This window comes from Shinella sp. GW835-FHT14H05, from assembly GCF_058793575.1.
This window is the reverse complement of sequence record NZ_JBXAFY010000007.1, coordinates 64,419-84,314: the sequence shown is the minus strand read 5'-3', so window position 1 is coordinate 84,314 and position 19,896 is coordinate 64,419. Positions and strand designations below refer to the sequence as shown.

Sequence of the window (19,896 nt, the reverse complement as noted above, 5' to 3'; positions counted from 1 at the left end):
CTGTTATTTCCGCCCCCGAAAACGGCAGAAACAGAGCCTGCGGGCTGCTGCCACCAATCTTAATCTCGGACGCTTCCCCGGTCGGAAGCGTGCCCCGCATGGTTATCCCAGACGTTGCAGGCTCCAGCCGGACGATGACAGCATGGCTCCCACTCTGATCGAGCTTGTACCTATCGTGGTACGTGTGCGCTCCGTGCTCAATCATCGTGCTCTCCCTTTAAAGTGCCGCATCCTCGCACTGCGACGTACGGTTGTCTAGCGTTGCGCGACCGACACGGACAAAGGCGCCCGCGTCCAAAATCTCTGAAAAGGAATCCATCATGGACCGTAGCAAGCTTTACGCTTCGCTGCGCACGTCGCTGTTCAAGGGCGGCGTGTCGCAGACTCAGGTGAATGGCATCGAGGGCATCCTCGACGCGTTCGCCACCCATGGCGACGCCAAGCCTGACACGCTGGCCTATGCGCTCGCGACGGCCTACCACGAGACCGGCACGCGAATGGTTCCGGTGCGTGAGGGCTTTGCCTCTACCGACGCTGGCGCACGGGCCGCAGTCAACAAGCTCGCCGTCAAGCGCGGGCCGAAGAGCGCCGTGGCGAAATACTCGAAGCCGGCAGGACCGTACAACCACGTCTACTATGGGCGCGGGCAGGTCCAACTCACCTGGCTGGAGAACTACGAGAAGTCGAGCAAGGATGCCGGCGTCGATCTCGTCAAAGACCCAGACAAGATGCTCGATCCCATCGTCTCGGCGCGCGTCCTCATCAAGGGGCTGCTCGATGGCCGCTGGAACGGCGCAGGGAAGGGGCTTCGCTTCTATCTCGACAAGGGCGACGTCATCGGCGCGCGACGCACCGTGAATGTGCTGGACAAGGCTGAGACCATCGCGGGCTATCACGCGAAGTTCCTCGCTGCGGTCAAGGCGGCGGGCGTGCCGGTCGTGGTTCCTGTCGCTCCGACGCCGATCCCGATTCCGGTTCCCACTCCGGCCCCCGCACCTGCCGCTTCCGGCTGGTCGGCGCTGATCGCCATCCTCGTCGCGTTCATCAAGGGGGGCAAGAAATGACCTCTGTAATCGCACGCATCCTTCTCCGGTACGCCGCGGCCGCCCTCGTGACGGCCGGTCTGCTCGACGCGGACATCGCCGGCCAGATCGGGGCGGATCCTGATCTCCTCGTCCTGGTCGGTACGGGCGTCGGTCTTGGCGTCGAGATGGCCTACGCGGCGGCCAAGAAGCTCGGCTGGGCGACGTGATCCTGCAATGGGTTCTCAAACTGGTCGGGGGCGATCTTGCCTCCGCTCTTTCCAGGGCATGGGAAGCGAAACTCCGGGCGGACAACGACGCTGACCGCATCAAGGCCGAAGTCTCCATCAAGGCGATCGAAGCTCAGATGGCGGCTCAGGCCGATAGCGCAGCAGTCGTGCGCGAGGGCATGCAGCACAAGGCCTTCTGGATTCCCTGGCTGATTGCGGCCGTGCCGACAGCGGCGTGGTTCGGTTGGGGGATGACGGACTCGCTGTTCGACGGCTCCTTGCCCAACGTTGCGGCGTTGCCGCCGCAGCTTAAAGAATATGCGGACATCGTGTTCGCGAACATTTTCTACGTGGGTGGTGGTGTTGCCGGTGCCCAACTGATCGCGAAGGCGATAGGGGGCCGTAAATGACACCTGAACTTTGGGCGCAACTCGTCGGCGGTATCGGATTCTTCATCCTCGTATCCGGCACCCTCTGGGGTATCTGGTGGAGGATCGAGGGGAAGGTCGACAAGGCGAAAGCCGAAGCCTCTGCAGTTGCATCAGCAGCGAACGCCCTTGCCGCTCTAACGCGGCAGGAGCTCGCCGACCACCGGCTTCATTGTTCTGAGGTCTTTGCCACCAAACAGGGCATGCAGGAGCAGACAGGGCAGATCATGCGAGCTATTGAGGGTGTCGGCAATCGAATCGACGGATTGAACGAACGGCTCGACAGAATGTATGAGAACCCACCCGCTCGCCGCCCTGCGCGCGCCTGACCCGCACAAGACGATAGACGCCTCTGCCCTTAGCTGGGCAGGGGCGTTTTTGCGTTTGGGGCGAAGGTGCTCTCGACACAATCCTAAATGGCGGCGATAGTCGATCTATAACCCAACTGAGGAGTTACAAACTTGGTCAGCCCAGAGCAAATCGACGATCTTTCAATGCCGTTCCTTGTGACTGCCATAGGACGGGCACTAATCAAGAAGGGTGTGCTATCAAAAAGCGATATCCAGGCGGAATTGGTGGATCACTATCCCTCAGTGGCGACGACTGACGCGGAGCGATATATGCAGTCGATGATCAACAAACTGCTGGGTTCTGTGGAGCGTTGGGCGTAGCGATCGAAGGGGTATTCGGTGCAAGGTCAAAGCCGCCCGACTCGGGGGAGCCGGACGGCCTCTCTGCCGGCGCTTGCGAGCACCAGCACCGGCGAAGCTAGGCAGCCACCTCGATCGGCGCATACTCGTCGGCGCGCAGATGAAGCAGTTGTCCGTAGATCGTCTCCACAACGCCGAACCCGCAGGCAATGGCCTCGCGGATCCGGAAGGCGCCAAGGTCGTGAAGCACTGCCTGCAGCATAACCGTCTCAAGGTTCAGCACGCCGCCCTCGTCGCCCTCGACGAGATAAGCGAGCACACGGAGCTTGGCGGCGAGTTCGGAGGACTTGGTGACCGGGGCCGCGGCGAGCGCCTCCACGACGGCTGTATGGGCATCGTTCATGCCGTCCATGGCCTCGTCAGGCATCGGCTGGAGATCGCGCATACTCGCGTCGAGCCGGGTGGCGAGGGCCGCCATTCTCGGAATCTCCGTGTCGGCCGCCTCCTCGTATCTGGATGAGGGCGGCGGGTTCTCGATCTGGTAAAGACTTGTGTGCATCAAGGTTGCTCGCAGGATCAACGGCTTCTCAGGGCCGGGCGGATTACCGCCAAAACCAGCAGCAGGCTGGCGCCGGGAGTCTGAGAACACGCCTGCGAGACGTGCGCCGAAGCCTTCATCCTTTCGGACTTATGCAAGGCCAAGTTTTCACTTGACGACCGCGGCACTCCCGGCAATATGTAGCCGGTCGCGATCACGGTGTGATCTCGTCAATTTCAGCGTAACCCGGCCGGCAAGCCGAGGCGCACGCCTATCGCAGGACTGATGACCGAGCCCCGGCAAGGGCTGTCATCGGGAGTTCTCAGGCTCCGCGATTATCATCCAATGATTTGCATTCAAACGCAACCCACCGCCCCGGCAAGGGCGGAAGGTTCGCGTCGTTAGATCTGGGGATCTGGCGGGCAGTGACCAACGCAGAACGCGTTGGTGAGGCGGGAGCGCAAAAAAGGGTATGCGAAAAATTGCGCATACCCCACATGATGGCCTACCCCGTTGCATTGTCCCGCCGTTCGGGCAATATGACCCACGGTTGCAAGGACTTGGGGGTATGAGATGCGACTTCTTGTAAGTGTTTGTGCGGCTCTTGTGGCGGTCTCCGGACCGGCGTTTGCCGGCTTCGATAACTGGAGCGCGGAGAGCGAAGACGATCCGTTCTCTGGTGGAAACAGGACCACTGTCGATTATTCGAATTCGGTACGATCGGGCGTCGTCATCATCTGCGACACGGCTCAGCCTGGCCTGATGATCCGCGCCGTGCCAGGTTTCGCGATGGAGGCCGGTCTGAGCGAGTTCAAGCCCATGATGGAGTTCGCCATTGACGGCAAGAAGGTGTTGGGCCAGGAGGGCAGGGTCGGCGCCGTCGGGGACAACGTAGCCGCCGCCGAGACGATGCTGACGAAGGAGAACTCGCAAAGCTTCGTCGAGGCGTTCGCCGCTGCTCAGAAGCAGATTGCCATCAAGGACGGCATGAGCGATCGGCCATTCCTGCTGACCGCGCGCGGATCAACCAAAGCTGGCGCAGCACTTGTGAAGTGCATGGCCGGCCAGAAGTAACGCTGATCACCAGATGGGTGGGGTGTCCTTAGTTTTAAGGACACCCTTTGTCTATGCGCATATAAATCAATCGGAACAAATTGTTCCGATTGAAAGTAATCGAGCTTATGGCAAGGGCCATCAGCTAATCCTCGTCGGGCGGCGCCACGCCTCCCTGGACGATCCTCACGCCGTCTTGTGAGATGAACTCGGCATAGCGCCATCGACCGTCTACATCGGGAGCGCCTCGCTCAAGTGCCGTCTGAATCGCGTCCATCGTTGATTTTTTGGCATCGGCGCCGTTTTCGATGCGTGTGATCGTATTTGCGGTCACGCCGGCCCTCTCTGCGAGTTCTCGAACTCCCCAGCCGAGACCGGCCCGTGCCATCTTCATGGTCGTCGCGTGCATTATTTTTAGTGTCCTGTAACAATGCGTGTTGACACAGTCCAAAAACAGTGTCTTTATAGTGACACTGTACAAACACAGTGCGACGAAAGCAACAGAAGGAGACAACCAGCAATGTCGAAGACCCCCAGATTAAGACGAATCTACACGGCCACGTTCCGCTTTGTGGTCGGCCAACTCGTCCGGTGCCACGACCGGCTCGGGATCATCCTGAAGAGATTAAGATCGGCCATGGGCCGTGAACTCTATGAAATTGCACTGACCGGCGATACCGCCGGTCGGCCCATCCGCACATTGATGGGGGACTTCCTTGAGCCGCTCCCTGCGAGGTCCACAAAAACGCGCGCTCGCCGCCCTGCTGTTCGTCCTCCAAGAGGGGAGATGCTGCTACTGCCGCAAGTTCTTGCGGCTTAGCTACGCGCCGCAGCCCAACCGGCATGATGCCGCCACCATCGAACATCTGCGCCGCCGCGCTGACGGCGGCCGCAACAACATCGACAACCTCGCCCTGGCCTGCAAGCAGTGCAATGACGGGCGCGGGGTGATCGACTGGCTGACCTATGCCAGCTGGATCCGAAACGAATTCTGAGTTTGCCGCTGCGCGCCCGAGGGGGCTTTGTCGCGCGGTCTTTTATCCGAATGCTCGCGCCGGGTTGGTATCCGTGCAGCGATCCTCCGAACCAGGAGGGGCGGGTGGGTCATGTTTCCTCTACGCAGATCTGCCCGTGCATGGAATTTACCAGAGCCTAGAGCGCGACACCTCCGCCCCTGCACGTGCGGCGCGCTTGGCGACTATTGACCGCTCACCTTGGGATTAGGGTGAGCGGTCACAACTCAGGCTTGACCGGATCGCGTGCGTTGCGCTATGGTTCAGCCGGCTCAAATGCCAATCGCCCTCTAGGGGCCATGTCTCGACTCGCAGCTCTTCGGAGCCAGCCCATAAAGCGAGACTTCTCAACGCAACGTATCGCTTGCTGCGGCAAGCATCGGAAAACCGTGCGCTCATGTCGAGCCACGGATCAGCAACTTCGCGCGCCTGCTTGGCAGCGAGCAATGAGGAGAATGACATGACCAAGATAATTCTTGAACGTATCCCTTCCCGTGAAAACGCGCCTTCCCTGTATGAAGGCAATAACCGGCAGGACTTGCTAAAGCGAAGGGCGGAGGCGGCAGCCGTTCTCACGGAAGAGACGACATCCACGAAAGAGTCGCTTTCCAGGCGACGAGCAGCGCGTCGCGAGTTGGCGGATGTCTACTCTGATGCAGACGATCTCGGTCTTTGGATCGGGCAGGAATCCCTTACCGGCAAAACACAAAAGGACAAGGATGAAGTACAGTCAGCTGCAACCATGCTGTCTGTGCGCAGGCCCTCGCTCGCTGATATAGAGGCGGCGAACAAACGTCGTGGCGAGGCAGATGCCGCAGCATCTGCGGCCGGCAAGACCGCGAACTGACGCTCATCTAATCGAGCCGCTCGCCTGACCAAGGCGGGCGGTTTCTCTACAGATGCCCCGCAGCCTCCTTGATCGCCTCAGCCGCATCTTTCGCCGGTCCGTCCAGCAGGATCAGCGGGGCTCGACGGGCGCGCTCGACGATGGCCCGGAGATAGGCGCGCACGATCTCCCTGGTGTTCCTCGCCGCATTTAGCGCTCCGATGGAGCCTTCGCGCCCCCAATGGTCATGCACCCGTGCAGCGGCGTCCAGGGCTCGTTCATCAAGCTTCATCGACGTTCCCTTTCGTGTTTGGGGCGTCGTTGATTTGCAGATTTCCCAATTTTTGAGAGACAACCGGGTTTGACTGTTGGCCGTGAGAGGCAACGTTCGTGTTTCTGGCGGCGGCACCCTCGGGGAAGATGGAGGCTATGAGGGCGTCGGTATCGGTCGCCTTCGGAGGGCGTTCCGTAATGCCGAACAGCTTGGCGCGGAGGCGCAGAATGCGCATCCATGTGCCGTCGCTGTCCATTTCCAACGTGTGGGCCATTCCAAGGGGTTGCGATGCCGCCCCAGGATTACGATCTCTTTGAGGTGGCCGCTCCGGAACGCTCGGCTACTGGCTTCAGGCCGAGCGTGAGATCCAGGAGGAGGAGTCGGCGGAAGCCGAGCGGAGAGTTCAGGGGAATGTTGTCGGCCTGCCGGGGGTGAAGCGGACCTGACCCGATCGGCCAATCGAGTAGATGCTAAGTGCGAAGCAGGCAGGCTACCTCGATCAACGTTTCGTGGCTGAAATTAGCGGAGAAACTATAGTCGATCCTTTCTTCTGCGGGGTCTCCGTATTGGTGCGAATCCCCGTCCGGCCTTTTCCCTGGAATTCTTTTATCAAAATCGTCTACTCTAATTATAGTTGATGATGCTGAAACAACAGGCCCGCTAAGACCAAAATTCATGACTAGTTTCCCGACATTGCGTCGCGACTTTTCAAAGGAATCATATTCCGTGGACCATTGGCCCGTGGCGAACGAAACTATTACTGCTTCAATCAGGTCAACAAAGCTGTGATCTTCTGCAAGGCCACTCAATTCCGCCGATGGTAGGAACGCTATATTCCATTTCGTTCCGCTATTGCGCCAATTGGTTATGCGGCAGGATTGGTAGTGATAGACGCATTCGACGCTCCTCTTAACCGAGGTGGTCATCGCTGCCGCTATCAGAAGGTGCGCCGCATCTCGCGCGGACATTGAACCCGCTCCGCGTCCAGCTTTCTCTTTGCTCATTAGCCCGTGGTCACGAAGTTCACGAGCCTGCTGACGAACGGTTGCCTCCTCCAGCCTAAAGAGCCGGGCAATCAGTTCCGCTAGTTCACCTGGTTTCGCCAAACCTTAATCTCCGGTGGGGTGTGTCCCCTCCGTATACCGACCTCACGAACGCGCGTCAATGTTTCGATAGTAGTGCTATCGATATTTTTAGAATCGATAGCTTGACTTTCGATTTAATCGATACTAAATATGTCGATACGCATCGGAACAGGGCGGCGGGCGCGTCACCAGCAAGAGGAGAGAACATGACCACAATCAGCATGATGAACGCCGAAACACCCTTCGCAATGGTTGAACCAATCGTGATCTTAGACAAGCATTCCGGCGTCAGCGACCAGGAATATCTGATCAAGTCGAGCTACTGGCTTTCCCGCGCTGCAGATCTCGTCTCTCAGAAACGGGACGGATACTACGACTTCAATCCTGTCGGAGGCGAGACGGTCGAGCTGGAGTTCACCAACCGAGAACTCGCGTTTCTCATCGACGGACTCCGGCGCATCAGCCGAACTTTGACCACGGAAATTGCAAGCCAAGCGCAACCGCGGGCTGACGCCTGAACCGGATGAACCTAGCGTCGTCGGTCTTCCGTCGGCCATTTATCATGAAGGAGAGAACATGACCTTATCGAATACCGAACTCGCAACCGCAATGATCCTCGGCCTGACCGCAATGGACGGTGACCCGCATCGCAAATGGGGTGAAAAACGATCGGCAGACGAGCGCGACGCCGCCCGCCGGCTGTCCGCCCATATCGTGACGATGGTGCCAGATATGAGCGAACTCGCCGTGATCTGCGTCGGCATCTGGGTCCAGCAAATGCCGCACGTCCTAAAGGAAAATCGCGACTTCTACCACGGGCCTGACGTCTTCCGCGAAAACGAGCACTACCAGTATGCCGATGACAGCGGCTGGACGGAAGACAGCGAGGTCGAACCGCCGTCTTGGGCCGAACGGAGCGGCGCGGCGGCGCTTCAGGAGGTCTTTAACGATAAGGCCGTCCTCGAACTGCACCGGCTCCACGAGCGCCACAAGCGCCAGAAGGCTGAAGCCGCGCAAGAGAAGCGGCGGGCCAAAGGCGCAGAGAAGCGCGCGGCCGAGCAGCGAGATATCCGCCAGCGGCAGGTGGTTGCGCAGATGATGCGCTCGGCCACCGCACCGTCGTCTGGTCTGATGCACTGAGAGGAGAATACATGACAGTTGAAAATCATGACCCGGCGTCGAGCGCCAACGTGCAGGATTTCGTGCACTTCATGACGTCCGACACTTCCGGTATTCCGGATGTCCTTGTCGGCAAAATGGCAATGGAGAAGTTCGGACACCTCAATAAAGCGGAAGTCGCGGCTGGCATCGCGGCCGCCGAAGGTGTCATCGCAGAGCGTGCGGCGAAGCTTGAGGTAGACAAGGCGGCGCTCGGCGACAATGGCGTCCTGCTCGAAATGTGCAAGCCCACTCTTACAGCAGCTCCACAATGGTTGGACTGGTTCGCCGATACGCTGCAGACCGGCGTTACAGCGGGCGTCGAAGCCGAAGCGCGCATCGGAGGCACCCGCCCCGATGACGTCGGCGATAATGACCTCATCGATGTGTCGTTGTCGCTTTCAGATTGGCGCATGGCCATCAGCAATCTCCGGAAACTGAAGTTCGCCATCGAGGTGAGCAACGGTTCCGCCGTGGCCGTTCCTGCCTGATGCTCCCGATCCCGGTTAACGACAACATCCAGCCTGACGCCCCTCTCAGGCTGGCCGACATCCTCCCGGTCGCGTTCCCGCACGGTGGAATGACGGTGAGCGGTCTCCGAAAGGAGGCCGCCCACGGCCGACTCGTGCTTATGAGGATCGCCGGCAAGGATTTCACGACGCTGCGCTTGATAGAGGAGATGAAGGAAAAATGTCGCGTGCCCGCAAACCAGCAAGACTGTGGCTCCGACCGGCCGACAAGGACCGGGACGCCGTCTGGGTCATCCTCGACGGGGGCAAGCAGTTCCGCACAGGCTGCGGTCAGCATGATCATGCAGGAGCTGAGAGGGCGTTAGCCGAGCACATCGGTAAGCAGTTCCTCGCGCAGGCGCCGAAGAGGCATCGGGCGGCTGCTGATGTAGCTATCGCCGAGGTGCTTGCCCACTACCTGTCACTGAAGAAGGACACGGCGACCCGACCCAGAGAGCTAGCTGCGCGCGCTGAGAACCTTATGGCGTTCTGGGGCGACAAAACGCTGGACGACATCACAAGCGGCACCTGCGCCGAATATGTGAGGCGACGAGGAAATCAGAACGGCTCCCGCCGTGAGCTTGAGGATCTTCGCGCTGCTTGCCGCCAGGCCATTGCCGACAACGTCACCCGCCAGTCTGTAACCGTCACCCTTCCACCCAAGGCCAAGGGGAGGGTGAAGCACCTCGATCGGTCGACACTCGCGAGACTGATCTGGGCCGCCTATCGCAAACGCGGAAAGTTTCGTGGCGTCGACAACAAGCGGAAGCCAACCGTCCATATCGCGCGATTCGCTCTTGCGGCAGTTTACACTGGCAGCCGCTCGGCACGCATCTGGCAGGCATCATTCGTGAAGGAAGAGGGCCGGCCTTACATCGATCTGGAGGCCGGCGTCTTCTACAGGGCCTGGGAGGGCGAGATGGTAGCTTCCAACAAGCGGGCACCGCCGATCCGTCTTCCTGCCCGTCTGCTCGCCCATATGAGGCGGTGGCATGCTAAGGGGGCAAGGTATGTCGTCGAGTACAACGGCAAGCCCGCGGACCCCAAGCGTGCCTTCCGCAACTTGGTCGACGACGTGTTGGGTGAGGGCGCCGAGGGAGTGGTCCGTCACACCTTGCGGCACACCGCAGCGACATGGCTCATGCAGGCAGCTACCGACAAATGGGAGGCATCCGGCTATCTGGGGATGACCCTGGAGACGCTGGAGAAAACCTATGGCCATCACCATCCAGATCATCAGGCTGGTGTCGGGGAGGCATTTACAACAGGGAGGGCAGGGCGAATGAAGTAGCCATTCGTTGCCGTATTCATTGCCGTGATTTTTACGAGGCTTTTCGGGAAAGTGTCAAAGCCCGGAAAATTGAGGCTTTTCCGCTGGTCGGAGTGGAGTGATTCGAACACTCGACCCCCACGTCCCGAACGTGGTGCGCTACCAGACTGCGCTACACTCCGTGACCAGCGGCGCTTCCTATAGATCAGGCTTTTCGTTTCGACAAGCGCAAAATGTCAAAAAAATTCGAGAGCTTGGGCAAAACCCCGGCTGGCCGGGAAATTTTTCTTTGTCGGCTCAGCGTCGGCGGAACCGAAATGCGGCTGTTGCGTTTGGCGAGCCATGGAACAGATCCTCGCCGACTTCTTTCCGCCGACGCGATTGCCCTATCCGGTCATCCTGGCCCGCATGGTGGGGGCCATCGTGCTGAGCGGGGTGATCGGTGCGGAGCGGGAGTACCGGGAGCATCCGGCGGGGCTGCGCACCCATATTCTGGTGGCGCTGTCGGCCTGCGTCTTCGCCATTCTTTCCATCGAGAGCGTGCATATGGTGGGCTTTGCCGACGAGCAGGTGCAGATCGATCCCCTGCGCGTCATCGAGGCGGTCACCGCCGGCGTTGCCTTCCTCGCAGCCGGCATGATCGTCTTCTCGCGGGGTGAGGTAAAAGGCCTGACGACCGGGGCAGGGATGTGGCTTGCGGGCGCCGTCGGGCTGTGCGTGGGCCTCGGCTATTGGTTCATTGCCGTCTTCGCGACGGTTGCCTGCTTCGTCGTGCTTTTCATCATCGGCAAGCTTGAAATCAAGACGGATGGCGGGACAAAACGGGCTGGCCGGCACGATAAAGATGACAGTTGAACTCTTGTTTTCAGGCGGTTCGTCGGAATTCTGTTGATTTACGAATAAATCGCGCCCTATACCGTCTTCCATTGAGGTGGCTCGCGTTTTGCGAGCACCCCCGCATCCGGCCGCTCGCGGCAGGGCGGTCGAGTGGCCCTTCGCCGCTCGGACAACGGCCGGGATCGGCCGAACCTCCGGCGTCGATCTTTAAAGAGACAATGTGATGCGTCCATCGGGCAAAGCCGGTGTGGAAGAACTCAGAGCCGTGCTGAAATCGAGCGCCGCGGGCTTCCTCGCCATCGGCTTCTTCAGCTTCTTCGTGAACCTGCTCGTGCTCACCGGCCCGCTGTTCATGCTGCAGATCTACGACCGGGTCCTCTCCTCCCGTTCGGAGGCGACGCTGGTGGCGCTGACGGGGCTGATCATCGGCCTCTATATGGTCATGGGCGTGCTGGACCATATCCGCAGCCGCGTCGCGGCGCGCATCGGCGCCCGCTTCCAGGCCCGCTTCGACAAGCGCGTCTTCAACGCCGTGCTCGACCGCACCAACCTGCACGCCCAGGGCGTTTCCACCGTCACCGGCATGCGCGATCTCGACGCGATCCAGAAGGTGCTGTCCTCGCCGGCGCTCTTCACGGTCTTCGATATTCCGTGGACGCCGTTCTTCCTGTTCATCATCTTCACCTTCCATCCCTGGATGGGCATGCTCGGCGTTGCCGGCGGCCTCATCCTCGTGGCGCTCACCTGGCTCAACCAGAACGGCACGAAGGACGACCAGGAAAAGGCGATGATCGCCGGCCGGCTCAGCGACGAGATGACCCAGACCCTGCAGAAGGAAAGCGACACCGTGCGCGCGCTCGGCATGCGCCGCGCCGTCGCCGGCCGCTGGCAGCTCCTGCGCGACAGGGCGCTCGAAGCCAACATCCACTATTCCGACAGCAACGGTTTCTATTCGATCTCCTCGAAGACCTTCCGCGTCTTCCTGCAATCAGCGATCCTGGCGCTCGGCGCCTATCTGGTGCTGAAGAACGAGATCACCGCCGGCGCGATGATCGCGAGCTCCATCATCATCGGCCGCGCATTGGCACCCATCGAAGGCGCCATCGGCCAATGGTCGCTCATCCAGCGCGCCATGCAGGGCTGGAAGCAGCTCTCCGAGCTGCTCGGCCGCGTGCCGGAGGAGACCGCTCGCACCGCGCTGCCGAAGCCCCGCGCCCTGCTGGAGGTGGAGCAGGTGACGGTCGTGCCGCCGGGCGAGCAGGTCGCGACGCTGCGCATGCTGAATTTCGAACTCAGGCCCGGCCAGGCGCTCGGCGTCATCGGCCAGAGCGCATCGGGCAAGTCGACGCTGGCGCGCGTGCTCACCGGCATCTGGCCGCCCGCCGCCGGCAAGGTGCGCCTCGATGGCGCCTCGCTCGAACAATACGGCACGGACGGCCTTGCCGACCATGTCGGCTACCTGCCGCAGGATGTCGTGCTGTTCGAAGGCACGGTGGCGGAAAACATCGCCCGCATGGCGCTCGATCCCGATCCGATGATGGTGGTGGAGGCGGCCAAGAAGGCCGGCGCGCATGACATGATCCTGCGCCTGCCGGATGGCTACGACACGAAGCTGCCGGCCATGGGCGGCCGGCTTTCCGGCGGCCAGAAGCAGCGCGTCGGCTTGGCGCGCGCGCTCTATGGCGATCCGGTGCTGCTGGTGCTTGACGAGCCGAACTCCAACCTCGATGCCGAGGGCTCGATGGCGCTCAACCTCGCCATCCGCAACATGAAGGCGGACGGCAAGTCCATCGTCATCATGGCGCACCGCCCGGCGGCGATCGAGGAATGCGAACTGATCCTGATCATGGAAAACGGCCAGCGCCTTGCCTTCGGCCCGCGCGACGACGTGCTGCGCGCGCATCTGCGCAACCACACGCAGGTCGTCGCCGGCACCGGCGGCAGCAACAAATAAGGGGTATCGGCCAATGAAAAAGGAAACGGCACCCAGGGACCGCAAGTGGGCCAGCAGCGGCTATGCGATCGCCGGTTATGCGACGGTCTTCGTGCTGCTCGGCGGCATGGGCGCCTGGGCGGCGCTGACGCGCATCAACGGTGCGGTCGTTGCCAGCGGCATCATCGAGGTCGCCAGCAACCGCCAGATCGTGCAGCACCTGACGGGCGGCGTTGTCGGCGAGATCCGCGTCAAGGAAGGCGACACGGTCAAGGCGGGCGACGTGATGATGCGCCTCGACGATACATTCGACCGCTCCGAGCTCGCCGTCATCGAGGGCCAGCTCTTCAGCCTGCTCGGCACCGCCGCGCGGCTTCAGGCGGAGCAGGACGAGAAGACCGAGATCACCTTCGATCCGGAACTGCTGAAGGTCGCCGCAAGCGATCCCGACGTCGCCGAAATCGTCGCCGGCCAGAAGCGGCTGATGGAAGCGCGCGCCGAAACGCGCGGCAAGCAGGCCGGCCAGCTTCAGGAAAAGAAGGCGCAGATCGGCAAGCAGAACGAGGGCCTGGAAAGCCGCATCAAGGCGCTGCAAACCCAGCAGGGCCTGATCGGCAAGGAACTGGACGCCCAGAACAAGCTGCTCGCCCAGTCGCTCACCAATGCCAGCCGCGTGCTCGCCCTTCAGCGCGAGGAGGCGGAAATCCTCGGCACGATCAGCCAGGCGCGCGCCAACATCGCGGAAAACACCGGCCGCGTCGCCGAAATCGAGATCGCCATCCTCAACATCCACTCGACGGTGCGCGAGGAGGCAACGACGACGCTGCGCGAGATCGAGGCGAAGGTCGCCGAACTCCGGGAAAACCGCAATGCCAAGCTGGAGACGCTGAGCCGCATGGACATCACCGCGCCGATGTCGGGCATCGTGCTCGGCATGCAGGTGCATGCGCTGCGCTCCGTTATCCGCCCGGCCGATCCGCTGCTCTACATCATCCCGCAGGAGCATGATCTCGTCATCTCCACGCAGATTTCGCCCACCCAGATCGACCAGGTCCATGTCGGCCAGATGGCGCATATCCGCTTTGCCGCCTTCGACCACCGCTCGACGCCGGAAATCTTCGGCCATGTGACGAAGGTCGCCGCCGACGTGCTCGCCGACCAGCGCACGGGCGCGACCTATTACAAGGCGGAGATCAAGCCGGATGTCGGCGAAATGCTGAAGCTCGGCGACAAGCACGTCATGCCCGGCATGCCGGTCGAAACCTTTATCCAGACCACCGAACGTTCGCCGCTCGAATATCTGGTAAAGCCGCTCGCCGACTATTTTGCCAAGGCGTTCCGCGAGCGCTGAGGTCTCGCATTACCATTCGCTGATGGAACAATTTCGCCGCCCGGGCATTTCCCGATCAACGCAATGTTGGAAAGGAAACCACAATGGCTCGGGCTTTGATCCTCTGGTTGATGGGTGTGCCGCTCTTCGTCGTTCTCCTGCTCTGGTACTTCTTCTTCTGAGCGGAAAACGCGGCTAGCGGCCGGGAGCGGGACTATACGAATCTGGTGAAACGGCAGTGCTTGCAGCGCTGCCGTTTTCATTTGGGGAAAGGTCGATAAATTCAAGGCGGGCATTGCCGCTATCGACGGAATACCCTGATACACGGCAACTGCCTTTCTCCCGAACGGGGGCGGCGCCGGTTATGACATAACCTGGCAACGATGCTTCGTATCGGCCTGTGACCGGATAAGGCGCGGGCTCGCAATTCTTTCGAAAAGTATATGCGGTGCCGGTTACGGCACCACCCTTCTCAATCTTTCCGGTAAATGCCACGAAGCCCGGCTGAACGAAGCCGCGCAGGTTGGGTTTCACCACCCTGTAGGTGATCGCGCCGCGCTCGTAATCGATTTCCATGCGGGATCCGTTGTGGTCGAATTCCGCCGCCAAGGCCAAACCGGCTTCGCAAGTGCAAAGCCCAATTGCCGCGAGCGCCACCCTAATTTTTCTCATCGCCGCGTCCCCCCTGCAATTGGCGATAAGGGGCGGCACAGTGCCTGTCAATTCGTAATAAAGACGGGATGCCGCTCAGAAGCGGCACCCCTCATTTCGGTCAATTCTATTCGTCCAGATCGGCCAGAATTTCCGCGGCCCTGCCGGCACTGGTGTGGCGCACGTCCACGTCCTGGCGGCGGTTGGCGAAGAGTTCGGTGGCCATGATCTTTTCGGCGAGGTCGGCGGGCAGCGACAGCAGCACGCGCTGGTCGTCCTTGTGGATGCCGCCGATTTCCGAGCGGCGGCCGGTAATCATGCCGCCAGCCACCGTGTTGTTGGTGTCCGGGTCGATCAGGATGAAGGCGCCGGTCGTGCGGTTCTGCTCGTAGGTGTCGAAGATCGCCTGCTCGTCGAACACAAGATGCACCTTGCCGATGCCGTTCATGCCGAGCTTTTCGGCCGAATGCCACTTCGAGGTCTTGAGGTCGAGCTGGCTCACCGGCTCGATGCTGACGCGCTGGCGGCGCGAGCCGCTCTTCAGCCAGTAGCGCTTGCCGGGCTCGATGCCTTCCGGCTGGAGCGCGACGAGCTGCGCGTCGAAGCCGCGGCCGGTCATCGGCTGGCTGTCTATGGCGACGATCATGTCGCCGCGCGACACGTCCACCTGGCGGTCGAGCACCAGCGTGATCGCATCACCGGCGACGGCGGCGTTGCGCACGAGGTCGAAGGTGACGATCTTGGTGACGTTCGCCACCATGCCGGACGGCAGGATGACGACGGAATCACCCGGCTTCACCGAACCGCCGGCAACCGTGCCCTGATAGCCGCGGAAACTTTCGCCGGGGCGGGAGACACGCTGCACCGGCAGGCGGAAGCCGACCGTCTGGTTGGAGCGGGTGGTGGCCTTTTCCAGCGTCTCGACCAGCGTCGGGCCTTCGTACCAGGGCATGTTGGCGCCGCCGTCATAGACGACGTTCTCGCCCTTCAGCGCCGACATCGGGATGGCGGTGATCTGCTTGACGCCCAGCGTCAGCGCGAACTCCTTGAAGTCGTGCACGATCTGCTCGAAGCCGGCGCGGTCGTAGCTCGTCAGGTCGATCTTGTTGACGGCGAGCACGAACTGGCGAATGCCCATCAGCGACGCGATCGTGGCGTGGCGGCGGGTCTGTTCGAGAATGCCGGCACGCGCATCGATCAGCAGCACGGCAAGGTCGGCCGTCGAGGCGCCGGTCGCCATGTTGCGGGTATATTGTTCGTGGCCGGGCGTATCGGCGACGATGAACGAGCGGCGGTCCGTCGCGAAATAGCGATAGGCGACGTCGATGGTGATGCCCTGTTCGCGCTCAGCCTGGAGACCGTCGAGCAGCAGCGCGAAATCGGGCAGGCCGAGATCGTTCTGCTTGCCGCTGTCACGGTGCAGGGTCGCGGCCTGGTCTTCCTTGACGGCCTTGGTGTCCCAGAGCAGGCGGCCGATCAGCGTCGACTTGCCGTCATCGACCGAGCCGCAGGTGATGAGGCGAAGCGGGCGGGAATCGCGGATCGCGCGCGCTTGATCGCTGGCCGTTTCGAGAACCGATTCGTCCACGGTGAAAACCTCGGCGGTTGCGGTGGCGGATGCGGTCATCTCAGAAGTACCCTTCACGTTTCTTCTTTTCCATGGAGCCGGACTGGTCGCGGTCGATCGCGCGGCCCTGGCGTTCGGAGACCGTGGCGGTCTCCAGCTCGGCGATGATGTCGTCGAGCGTGGTGGCCTGCGAGCGGATGGCGCCCGTCAGCGGGAAGCAGCCGAGCGTGCGGAAGCGGATGACGCCTTCCTGCTTGACTTCGCCGGGCAGCAGTTCGAGGCGCGGGTCCTCGGCGAGGATCATCATGCCGTCGCGTTCGACGAAGGGGCGCTTTTCCGCGAAATAGAGCGGCACGATCGGGATCTCTTCCGCCTGGATGTAGCGCCAGATATCGACCTCGGTCCAGTTGGAGAGCGGGAAGGCGCGCACGCTTTCGCCGTTGCGGATCATGCCGTTGTAGATGTTCCACAGTTCCGGGCGCTGGTTGCGCGGGTCCCAGCGGTGGTCCGGCGTGCGGAAGGAGTAGATGCGCTCCTTGGCGCGCGAGGCTTCCTCGTCACGGCGCGCGCCGCCGAAGGCCGCATCGAACTTGCCGGCGTCGAGCGCGTGGCGCAGCGCCTCGGTCTTCATGATGTCGGTGTAGAGCGCCGAACCATGCGTGAAGGGCGTGACGTTCTCCGCCGCACCGCGCGGATTGATGTGCTCGATCAGGTCGAGATCGTAATCGGCGACGACCTTGTCGCGAAACGCGATCATTTCCGCAAACTTCCAGCCCGTGTTGACGTGCAGGAGCGGGAAGGGCACGCGGCCGGGATAGAAGGCCTTGCGCGCAAGATGCAGGAGAACGGAGGAATCCTTGCCGATCGAATAGAGCATCACCGGACGCTCGAACTCGGCGGCGACTTCGCGGAAGATGTGGATCGCTTCGTTTTCCAGTGCCTTCAGATGCGGATCGAGCGGCGGCTTCGACGTTGCATTCTGCTTCGCTTCCGCTTCGTGACGGGTATCGGACATGAAAGGGTAGTCTCCGGATTGATGCGCCTGGTCGAGGCGAAGGATTGTCAAAGGGCGCTCGACTCGAGGGATGGGATCGCCGATTCCGGCACGTGCAGGCCGCATTCGCGCTTCTCGTCGTTTTCCCACCACCAGCGGCCGGCCCGCTCGGGCTCGCCCGGCTTGATGGCGCGCGTACAGGGCTCGCAGCCGATAGACGGATAACCGCGCTTGTGCATCGGGTTCACCGGCACGGCGTTGTCGGCGACATAGGCGTTGATGCGCGTCATGTCCCAGTCGGCCAGCGGGTTGATCTTGATGAGGTTGCGCTCGGCATCGAACTCCGCGAACGGCGTGTCGGCACGGTTGCCGGACTGGCCGCGGCGAAGGCCGGTGATCCAGAAGGATGCCCCTTCGAGCGCGCGCGCAAGCGGCTTCAGCTTGCGCACGCCACAACAGGCGTGGCGGGCTTCGACGCTTTCGTAGAAGCCGTTGAGGCCATATTGCCTGGCGTAAGCGTCGATATCGTCCTGCACCGGGCGATAGCGCGCGATGGTGATGCCATATTGCTCCTCGGTCTCGTCGATCAGATCGACGGTCTCCTTGAAGAGCCGGCCGGTCTCCAGTGTGACCACGTCCACGGGCAGGCGATCGATGCCGATCGCCGCGGTGATGACCTGGTCTTCGATGCCGAGGCTGGTGGTGAAGACGGCACGGCCGCCCAACTCCGCCACGAGCGCGATGCGCCCGGCGAGGTCGAGTTCGGCGAGTTTGTCATTGAGGGCCTGCGCGGTCCCGTTTCCGGTGAGAGCAGTCATTCCATTCCATGCCTTTACGAGAATTGAGGGGATTATCGCAGCCTTGCCCCCTTCAAGACAGCAAAACCGATTTCTGAAATGTCGGCGCGGGAGCAAATATCTCTCCAACTCACGCCGAGCGCAGAAATCCTGCCGCCTTTCAGCACGCATGCATGTAGCAGAGAAGCCGTCAAAAAACTTGACAGCAAAAATCAGATTTAATAGCTGACTATCTCAGTCATGTTATTAATGGGGCCTGTGCGGCTCTTCGGGAAGGACAGCGAAATGGCGATCAAGATCACGGTCAAGGATGCAAACAGCGACGGCAAGGGCATCAATTTCGCCGCCTATCTCGCCAGCTTCAACAGGACCTATCTTCGCGATGGCTACGGCTCCTTCAACAGCGCCGACCCGATGGCGATGAGCGGCACGCAATATGCCACCACCAATGCCAAGGACTTCGGCGCCTTCCTGACGGCCGGCAAGACGAAGTGGGACTACGACCTGATGACCCACAAGGTCACCGGCTCGCTGAGCGCCATCACCTTCGGCAATTCCATCGACCTGTCGGGCTCGCGCTTCAAGGCGGTTTCCGATATCGAGATCACCGGTCTCAACGTCACCGACAAGACGGTGGGTGGCCAGATCCTCGCCGACATCATGGGCGGCAAGAACACCGATGGCGGCGCGACGACCAGCCTTGAAAAGATCCTTAAGGCCAATGCCATCGACTATCGCGGCAGCAATGGCAGCGACACGTTCACCGGCTTCGGCAAGGCCGACAAGATCTCCGGCAACGGCGGCAACGACACGTTGAAGGGCGGCGCCGGCAACGATGCGATTTCCGGTGGTGCCGGCAATGACAAGCTGTACGGCGACGCCGGCAACGACAAGCTTACCGGTGGCGCGGGCAACGACACGCTCGACGGCGGCGCCGGCAATGATCGTCTTTCCGGCGGCGCGGGCAACGACACCTTCATCTTCAAGAAGGCCCAGGGCAACGACACCATCACCGACTTCTCGGCCGGCAGCGCCAAGGGCGACGTGATCCGCCTCGACAAGTCCGTGCTCTCCAGCTTCAAGGACGTGCTGGCGCATGCCGACGACTCGTCCAGCGGTGTCGTCATCGATTACGGCAACAACACGATCAAACTGGCCGGCGTCGACAAGACCGACCTGCACGCCAACGATTTCTTCTTCTTCTGAGCCTCCGGTCGGAAGAGGTGAGGAAAGGCCGGGCGTTTGCCCGGCCTTTTCGTTTGGGCGACCCGTTCAACTATCCTTGAACGGCCTCGCCGGCGGCTTGGTGTATCCTGCCTTCGGGGCTGACCCTCGGAGGACAACGCCGTGCAAACCGAAACCATCCGGATCGTCACCTTCGCCGCCGCTGTGACGATGACCGCCTTCGCCGCCTTTGCCCACCATGGCTGGACCTGGGCCGAGGAGAAGCAGACCGAACTCACCGGCACCATCCGCACCGTCATGATCGCGCCGCCGCATCCAGCACTTGAGGTCGAGACGGCCTCGGACGGCGTGTGGAAAGTGGAACTCGGCAATCCGCGCCAGACGGAGCGCTCCGGCTTCGTGGAAGGCTCTGCGAAACCCGGCGACGAGATCGTCGTGCTGGGTAACCGCTCGCTCGACCAGAGCGAGAAGCGCATGAAGGCGGTGCGCATCACTGTCGCTGGCAAGGTCTTCGATATCTATCCCGAGCGCATCGAGACGAACTGA

The 19,896-nt window shown here is 61.5% G+C and carries 26 protein-coding genes and 1 tRNA gene; 17 read left to right on the top strand and 10 right to left on the bottom strand.

What is annotated here, in order from left to right; translation table 11 throughout:
* Positions 1-320: 320 nt before the first annotated feature.
* The 5 genes from AC1Q6Z_RS20860 to AC1Q6Z_RS20840 all read left to right on the top strand — a co-directional run bounded on the left by AC1Q6Z_RS20860 (position 321) and on the right by AC1Q6Z_RS20840 (position 2,351).
* Positions 321-1,064, top strand: a complete 744-nt coding sequence (locus tag AC1Q6Z_RS20860; RefSeq protein ID WP_492649115.1) for a glycoside hydrolase family 19 protein — start codon at positions 321-323, stop codon at positions 1,062-1,064.
* The gene (locus tag AC1Q6Z_RS20855; protein ID WP_492649114.1) at positions 1,061-1,252 is read left to right on the top strand and encodes a hypothetical protein; all 192 of its coding nucleotides are present in this window, start codon (positions 1,061-1,063) and stop codon (positions 1,250-1,252) included. Before AC1Q6Z_RS20860 ends, AC1Q6Z_RS20855 begins: the two co-directional genes overlap by 4 nt.
* Complete coding sequence (locus AC1Q6Z_RS20850) at positions 1,249-1,662, top strand: hypothetical protein (protein WP_492649113.1); 414 nt, start codon at positions 1,249-1,251, stop codon at positions 1,660-1,662. The genes AC1Q6Z_RS20855 and AC1Q6Z_RS20850 overlap by 4 nt, the downstream gene beginning before the upstream one ends.
* The gene (locus AC1Q6Z_RS20845) at positions 1,659-2,009 is read left to right on the top strand and encodes a hypothetical protein (protein ID WP_492649112.1); all 351 of its coding nucleotides are present in this window, start codon (positions 1,659-1,661) and stop codon (positions 2,007-2,009) included. The genes AC1Q6Z_RS20850 and AC1Q6Z_RS20845 overlap by 4 nt, the downstream gene beginning before the upstream one ends.
* 132 nt (positions 2,010-2,141) lie before the next feature.
* The gene (locus tag AC1Q6Z_RS20840; RefSeq protein WP_492649111.1) at positions 2,142-2,351 is read left to right on the top strand and encodes a hypothetical protein; all 210 of its coding nucleotides are present in this window, start codon (positions 2,142-2,144) and stop codon (positions 2,349-2,351) included.
* Positions 2,352-2,448: 97 nt separating this feature from the next.
* Here AC1Q6Z_RS20840 and AC1Q6Z_RS20835 read toward each other — a convergent pair whose 3' ends face one another.
* The gene (locus AC1Q6Z_RS20835; RefSeq protein WP_492649110.1) at positions 2,449-2,889 is read right to left on the bottom strand and encodes a hypothetical protein; all 441 of its coding nucleotides are present in this window, start codon (positions 2,887-2,889) and stop codon (positions 2,449-2,451) included.
* A gap of 552 nt (positions 2,890-3,441) precedes the next feature.
* Between AC1Q6Z_RS20835 and AC1Q6Z_RS20830 the strand changes: the two genes are divergently transcribed.
* Positions 3,442-3,942, top strand: a complete 501-nt coding sequence (locus AC1Q6Z_RS20830; RefSeq protein WP_492649109.1) for a hypothetical protein — start codon at positions 3,442-3,444, stop codon at positions 3,940-3,942.
* Positions 3,943-4,066: 124 nt separating this feature from the next.
* Here AC1Q6Z_RS20830 and AC1Q6Z_RS20825 read toward each other — a convergent pair whose 3' ends face one another.
* Positions 4,067-4,330, bottom strand: a complete 264-nt coding sequence (locus tag AC1Q6Z_RS20825) for a helix-turn-helix domain-containing protein (protein WP_492649108.1) — start codon at positions 4,328-4,330, stop codon at positions 4,067-4,069.
* A 307-nt stretch (positions 4,331-4,637) separates the two neighbouring features.
* On the opposite strand from AC1Q6Z_RS20825, the gene AC1Q6Z_RS20820 reads away from it, so the two are divergent.
* Together AC1Q6Z_RS20820 and AC1Q6Z_RS20815 are read left to right on the top strand one after the other, a co-directional pair.
* Positions 4,638-4,916 carry an HNH endonuclease gene (locus AC1Q6Z_RS20820; RefSeq protein WP_492649107.1) on the top strand — a complete coding sequence of 93 codons (279 nt, stop codon included), beginning with the start codon at positions 4,638-4,640 and terminating at the stop codon, positions 4,914-4,916.
* 478 nt (positions 4,917-5,394) lie between these two features.
* Entirely contained in the window at positions 5,395-5,781 is a 387-nt protein-coding gene (locus tag AC1Q6Z_RS20815) for a hypothetical protein (protein ID WP_492649106.1), read from the top strand.
* Positions 5,782-5,827: 46 nt separating this feature from the next.
* On the opposite strand, the gene AC1Q6Z_RS20810 is transcribed toward AC1Q6Z_RS20815, so the two are convergent.
* The 3 genes from AC1Q6Z_RS20810 to AC1Q6Z_RS20800 form a co-directional block, all read right to left on the bottom strand.
* A complete protein-coding gene (locus AC1Q6Z_RS20810) occupies positions 5,828-6,052 on the bottom strand; it encodes a hypothetical protein (RefSeq protein WP_492649105.1) in 225 nt (74 codons plus the stop codon).
* A complete protein-coding gene (locus AC1Q6Z_RS20805; RefSeq protein ID WP_492649104.1) occupies positions 6,042-6,296 on the bottom strand; it encodes a hypothetical protein in 255 nt (84 codons plus the stop codon). Before AC1Q6Z_RS20805 ends, AC1Q6Z_RS20810 begins: the two co-directional genes overlap by 11 nt.
* A gap of 208 nt (positions 6,297-6,504) precedes the next feature.
* Positions 6,505-7,140 carry a hypothetical protein gene (locus tag AC1Q6Z_RS20800; RefSeq protein ID WP_492649103.1) on the bottom strand — a complete coding sequence of 212 codons (636 nt, stop codon included), beginning with the start codon at positions 7,138-7,140 and terminating at the stop codon, positions 6,505-6,507.
* A gap of 185 nt (positions 7,141-7,325) precedes the next feature.
* On the opposite strand from AC1Q6Z_RS20800, the gene AC1Q6Z_RS20795 reads away from it, so the two are divergent.
* From AC1Q6Z_RS20795 to AC1Q6Z_RS20780, 4 genes are all read left to right on the top strand, one after another.
* The gene (locus AC1Q6Z_RS20795) at positions 7,326-7,637 is read left to right on the top strand and encodes a hypothetical protein (RefSeq protein ID WP_435267273.1); all 312 of its coding nucleotides are present in this window, start codon (positions 7,326-7,328) and stop codon (positions 7,635-7,637) included.
* Between the two features lie 58 nt (positions 7,638-7,695).
* Entirely contained in the window at positions 7,696-8,259 is a 564-nt protein-coding gene (locus AC1Q6Z_RS20790; RefSeq protein ID WP_492649102.1) for a hypothetical protein, read from the top strand.
* A gap of 11 nt (positions 8,260-8,270) precedes the next feature.
* Positions 8,271-8,768 carry a hypothetical protein gene (locus AC1Q6Z_RS20785; RefSeq protein ID WP_492649101.1) on the top strand — a complete coding sequence of 166 codons (498 nt, stop codon included), beginning with the start codon at positions 8,271-8,273 and terminating at the stop codon, positions 8,766-8,768.
* A gap of 199 nt (positions 8,769-8,967) precedes the next feature.
* Entirely contained in the window at positions 8,968-10,077 is a 1,110-nt protein-coding gene (locus tag AC1Q6Z_RS20780) for an integrase (RefSeq protein WP_492649100.1), read from the top strand.
* 84 nt (positions 10,078-10,161) lie between these two features.
* On the opposite strand, the gene AC1Q6Z_RS20775 is transcribed toward AC1Q6Z_RS20780, so the two are convergent.
* Positions 10,162-10,238: transfer RNA gene (locus AC1Q6Z_RS20775), tRNA-Pro, on the bottom strand.
* A gap of 160 nt (positions 10,239-10,398) precedes the next feature.
* Between AC1Q6Z_RS20775 and AC1Q6Z_RS20770 the strand changes: the two genes are divergently transcribed.
* From AC1Q6Z_RS20770 to AC1Q6Z_RS20760, 3 genes are all read left to right on the top strand, one after another.
* Positions 10,399-10,911 (top strand): MgtC/SapB family protein, encoded by a 513-nt coding sequence (locus tag AC1Q6Z_RS20770; RefSeq protein ID WP_492649099.1) that lies wholly within the window; start codon positions 10,399-10,401, stop codon positions 10,909-10,911.
* Between the two features lie 205 nt (positions 10,912-11,116).
* Entirely contained in the window at positions 11,117-12,847 is a 1,731-nt protein-coding gene (locus AC1Q6Z_RS20765) for a type I secretion system permease/ATPase (protein ID WP_256118747.1), read from the top strand.
* 13 nt (positions 12,848-12,860) lie between these two features.
* A complete protein-coding gene (locus tag AC1Q6Z_RS20760; protein WP_256118671.1) occupies positions 12,861-14,177 on the top strand; it encodes an HlyD family type I secretion periplasmic adaptor subunit in 1,317 nt (438 codons plus the stop codon).
* A 174-nt stretch (positions 14,178-14,351) separates the two neighbouring features.
* On the opposite strand, the gene AC1Q6Z_RS20755 is transcribed toward AC1Q6Z_RS20760, so the two are convergent.
* The 4 genes from AC1Q6Z_RS20755 to AC1Q6Z_RS20740 all read right to left on the bottom strand — a co-directional run bounded on the left by AC1Q6Z_RS20755 (position 14,352) and on the right by AC1Q6Z_RS20740 (position 18,186).
* Positions 14,352-14,732 carry a hypothetical protein gene (locus AC1Q6Z_RS20755; RefSeq protein WP_492649098.1) on the bottom strand — a complete coding sequence of 127 codons (381 nt, stop codon included), beginning with the start codon at positions 14,730-14,732 and terminating at the stop codon, positions 14,352-14,354.
* Positions 14,733-14,934: 202 nt separating this feature from the next.
* A complete protein-coding gene (cysN, locus tag AC1Q6Z_RS20750; RefSeq protein WP_435267267.1) occupies positions 14,935-16,434 on the bottom strand; it encodes a sulfate adenylyltransferase subunit CysN in 1,500 nt (499 codons plus the stop codon).
* A 1-nt stretch (position 16,435) separates the two neighbouring features.
* Positions 16,436-17,389, bottom strand: a complete 954-nt coding sequence (gene cysD, locus AC1Q6Z_RS20745; protein WP_435267266.1) for a sulfate adenylyltransferase subunit CysD — start codon at positions 17,387-17,389, stop codon at positions 16,436-16,438.
* 47 nt (positions 17,390-17,436) lie between these two features.
* Entirely contained in the window at positions 17,437-18,186 is a 750-nt protein-coding gene (locus AC1Q6Z_RS20740; RefSeq protein WP_435267265.1) for a phosphoadenylyl-sulfate reductase, read from the bottom strand.
* A gap of 264 nt (positions 18,187-18,450) precedes the next feature.
* Here AC1Q6Z_RS20740 and AC1Q6Z_RS20735 point away from each other — a divergent pair, with 264 nt between their 5' ends.
* The gene (locus AC1Q6Z_RS20735) at positions 18,451-19,371 is read left to right on the top strand and encodes a calcium-binding protein (RefSeq protein WP_435267264.1); all 921 of its coding nucleotides are present in this window, start codon (positions 18,451-18,453) and stop codon (positions 19,369-19,371) included.
* 189 nt (positions 19,372-19,560) lie between these two features.
* Positions 19,561-19,896, top strand: coding sequence for a DUF6152 family protein (locus AC1Q6Z_RS20730; protein WP_435267493.1), 336 nt, complete (start codon positions 19,561-19,563; stop codon positions 19,894-19,896).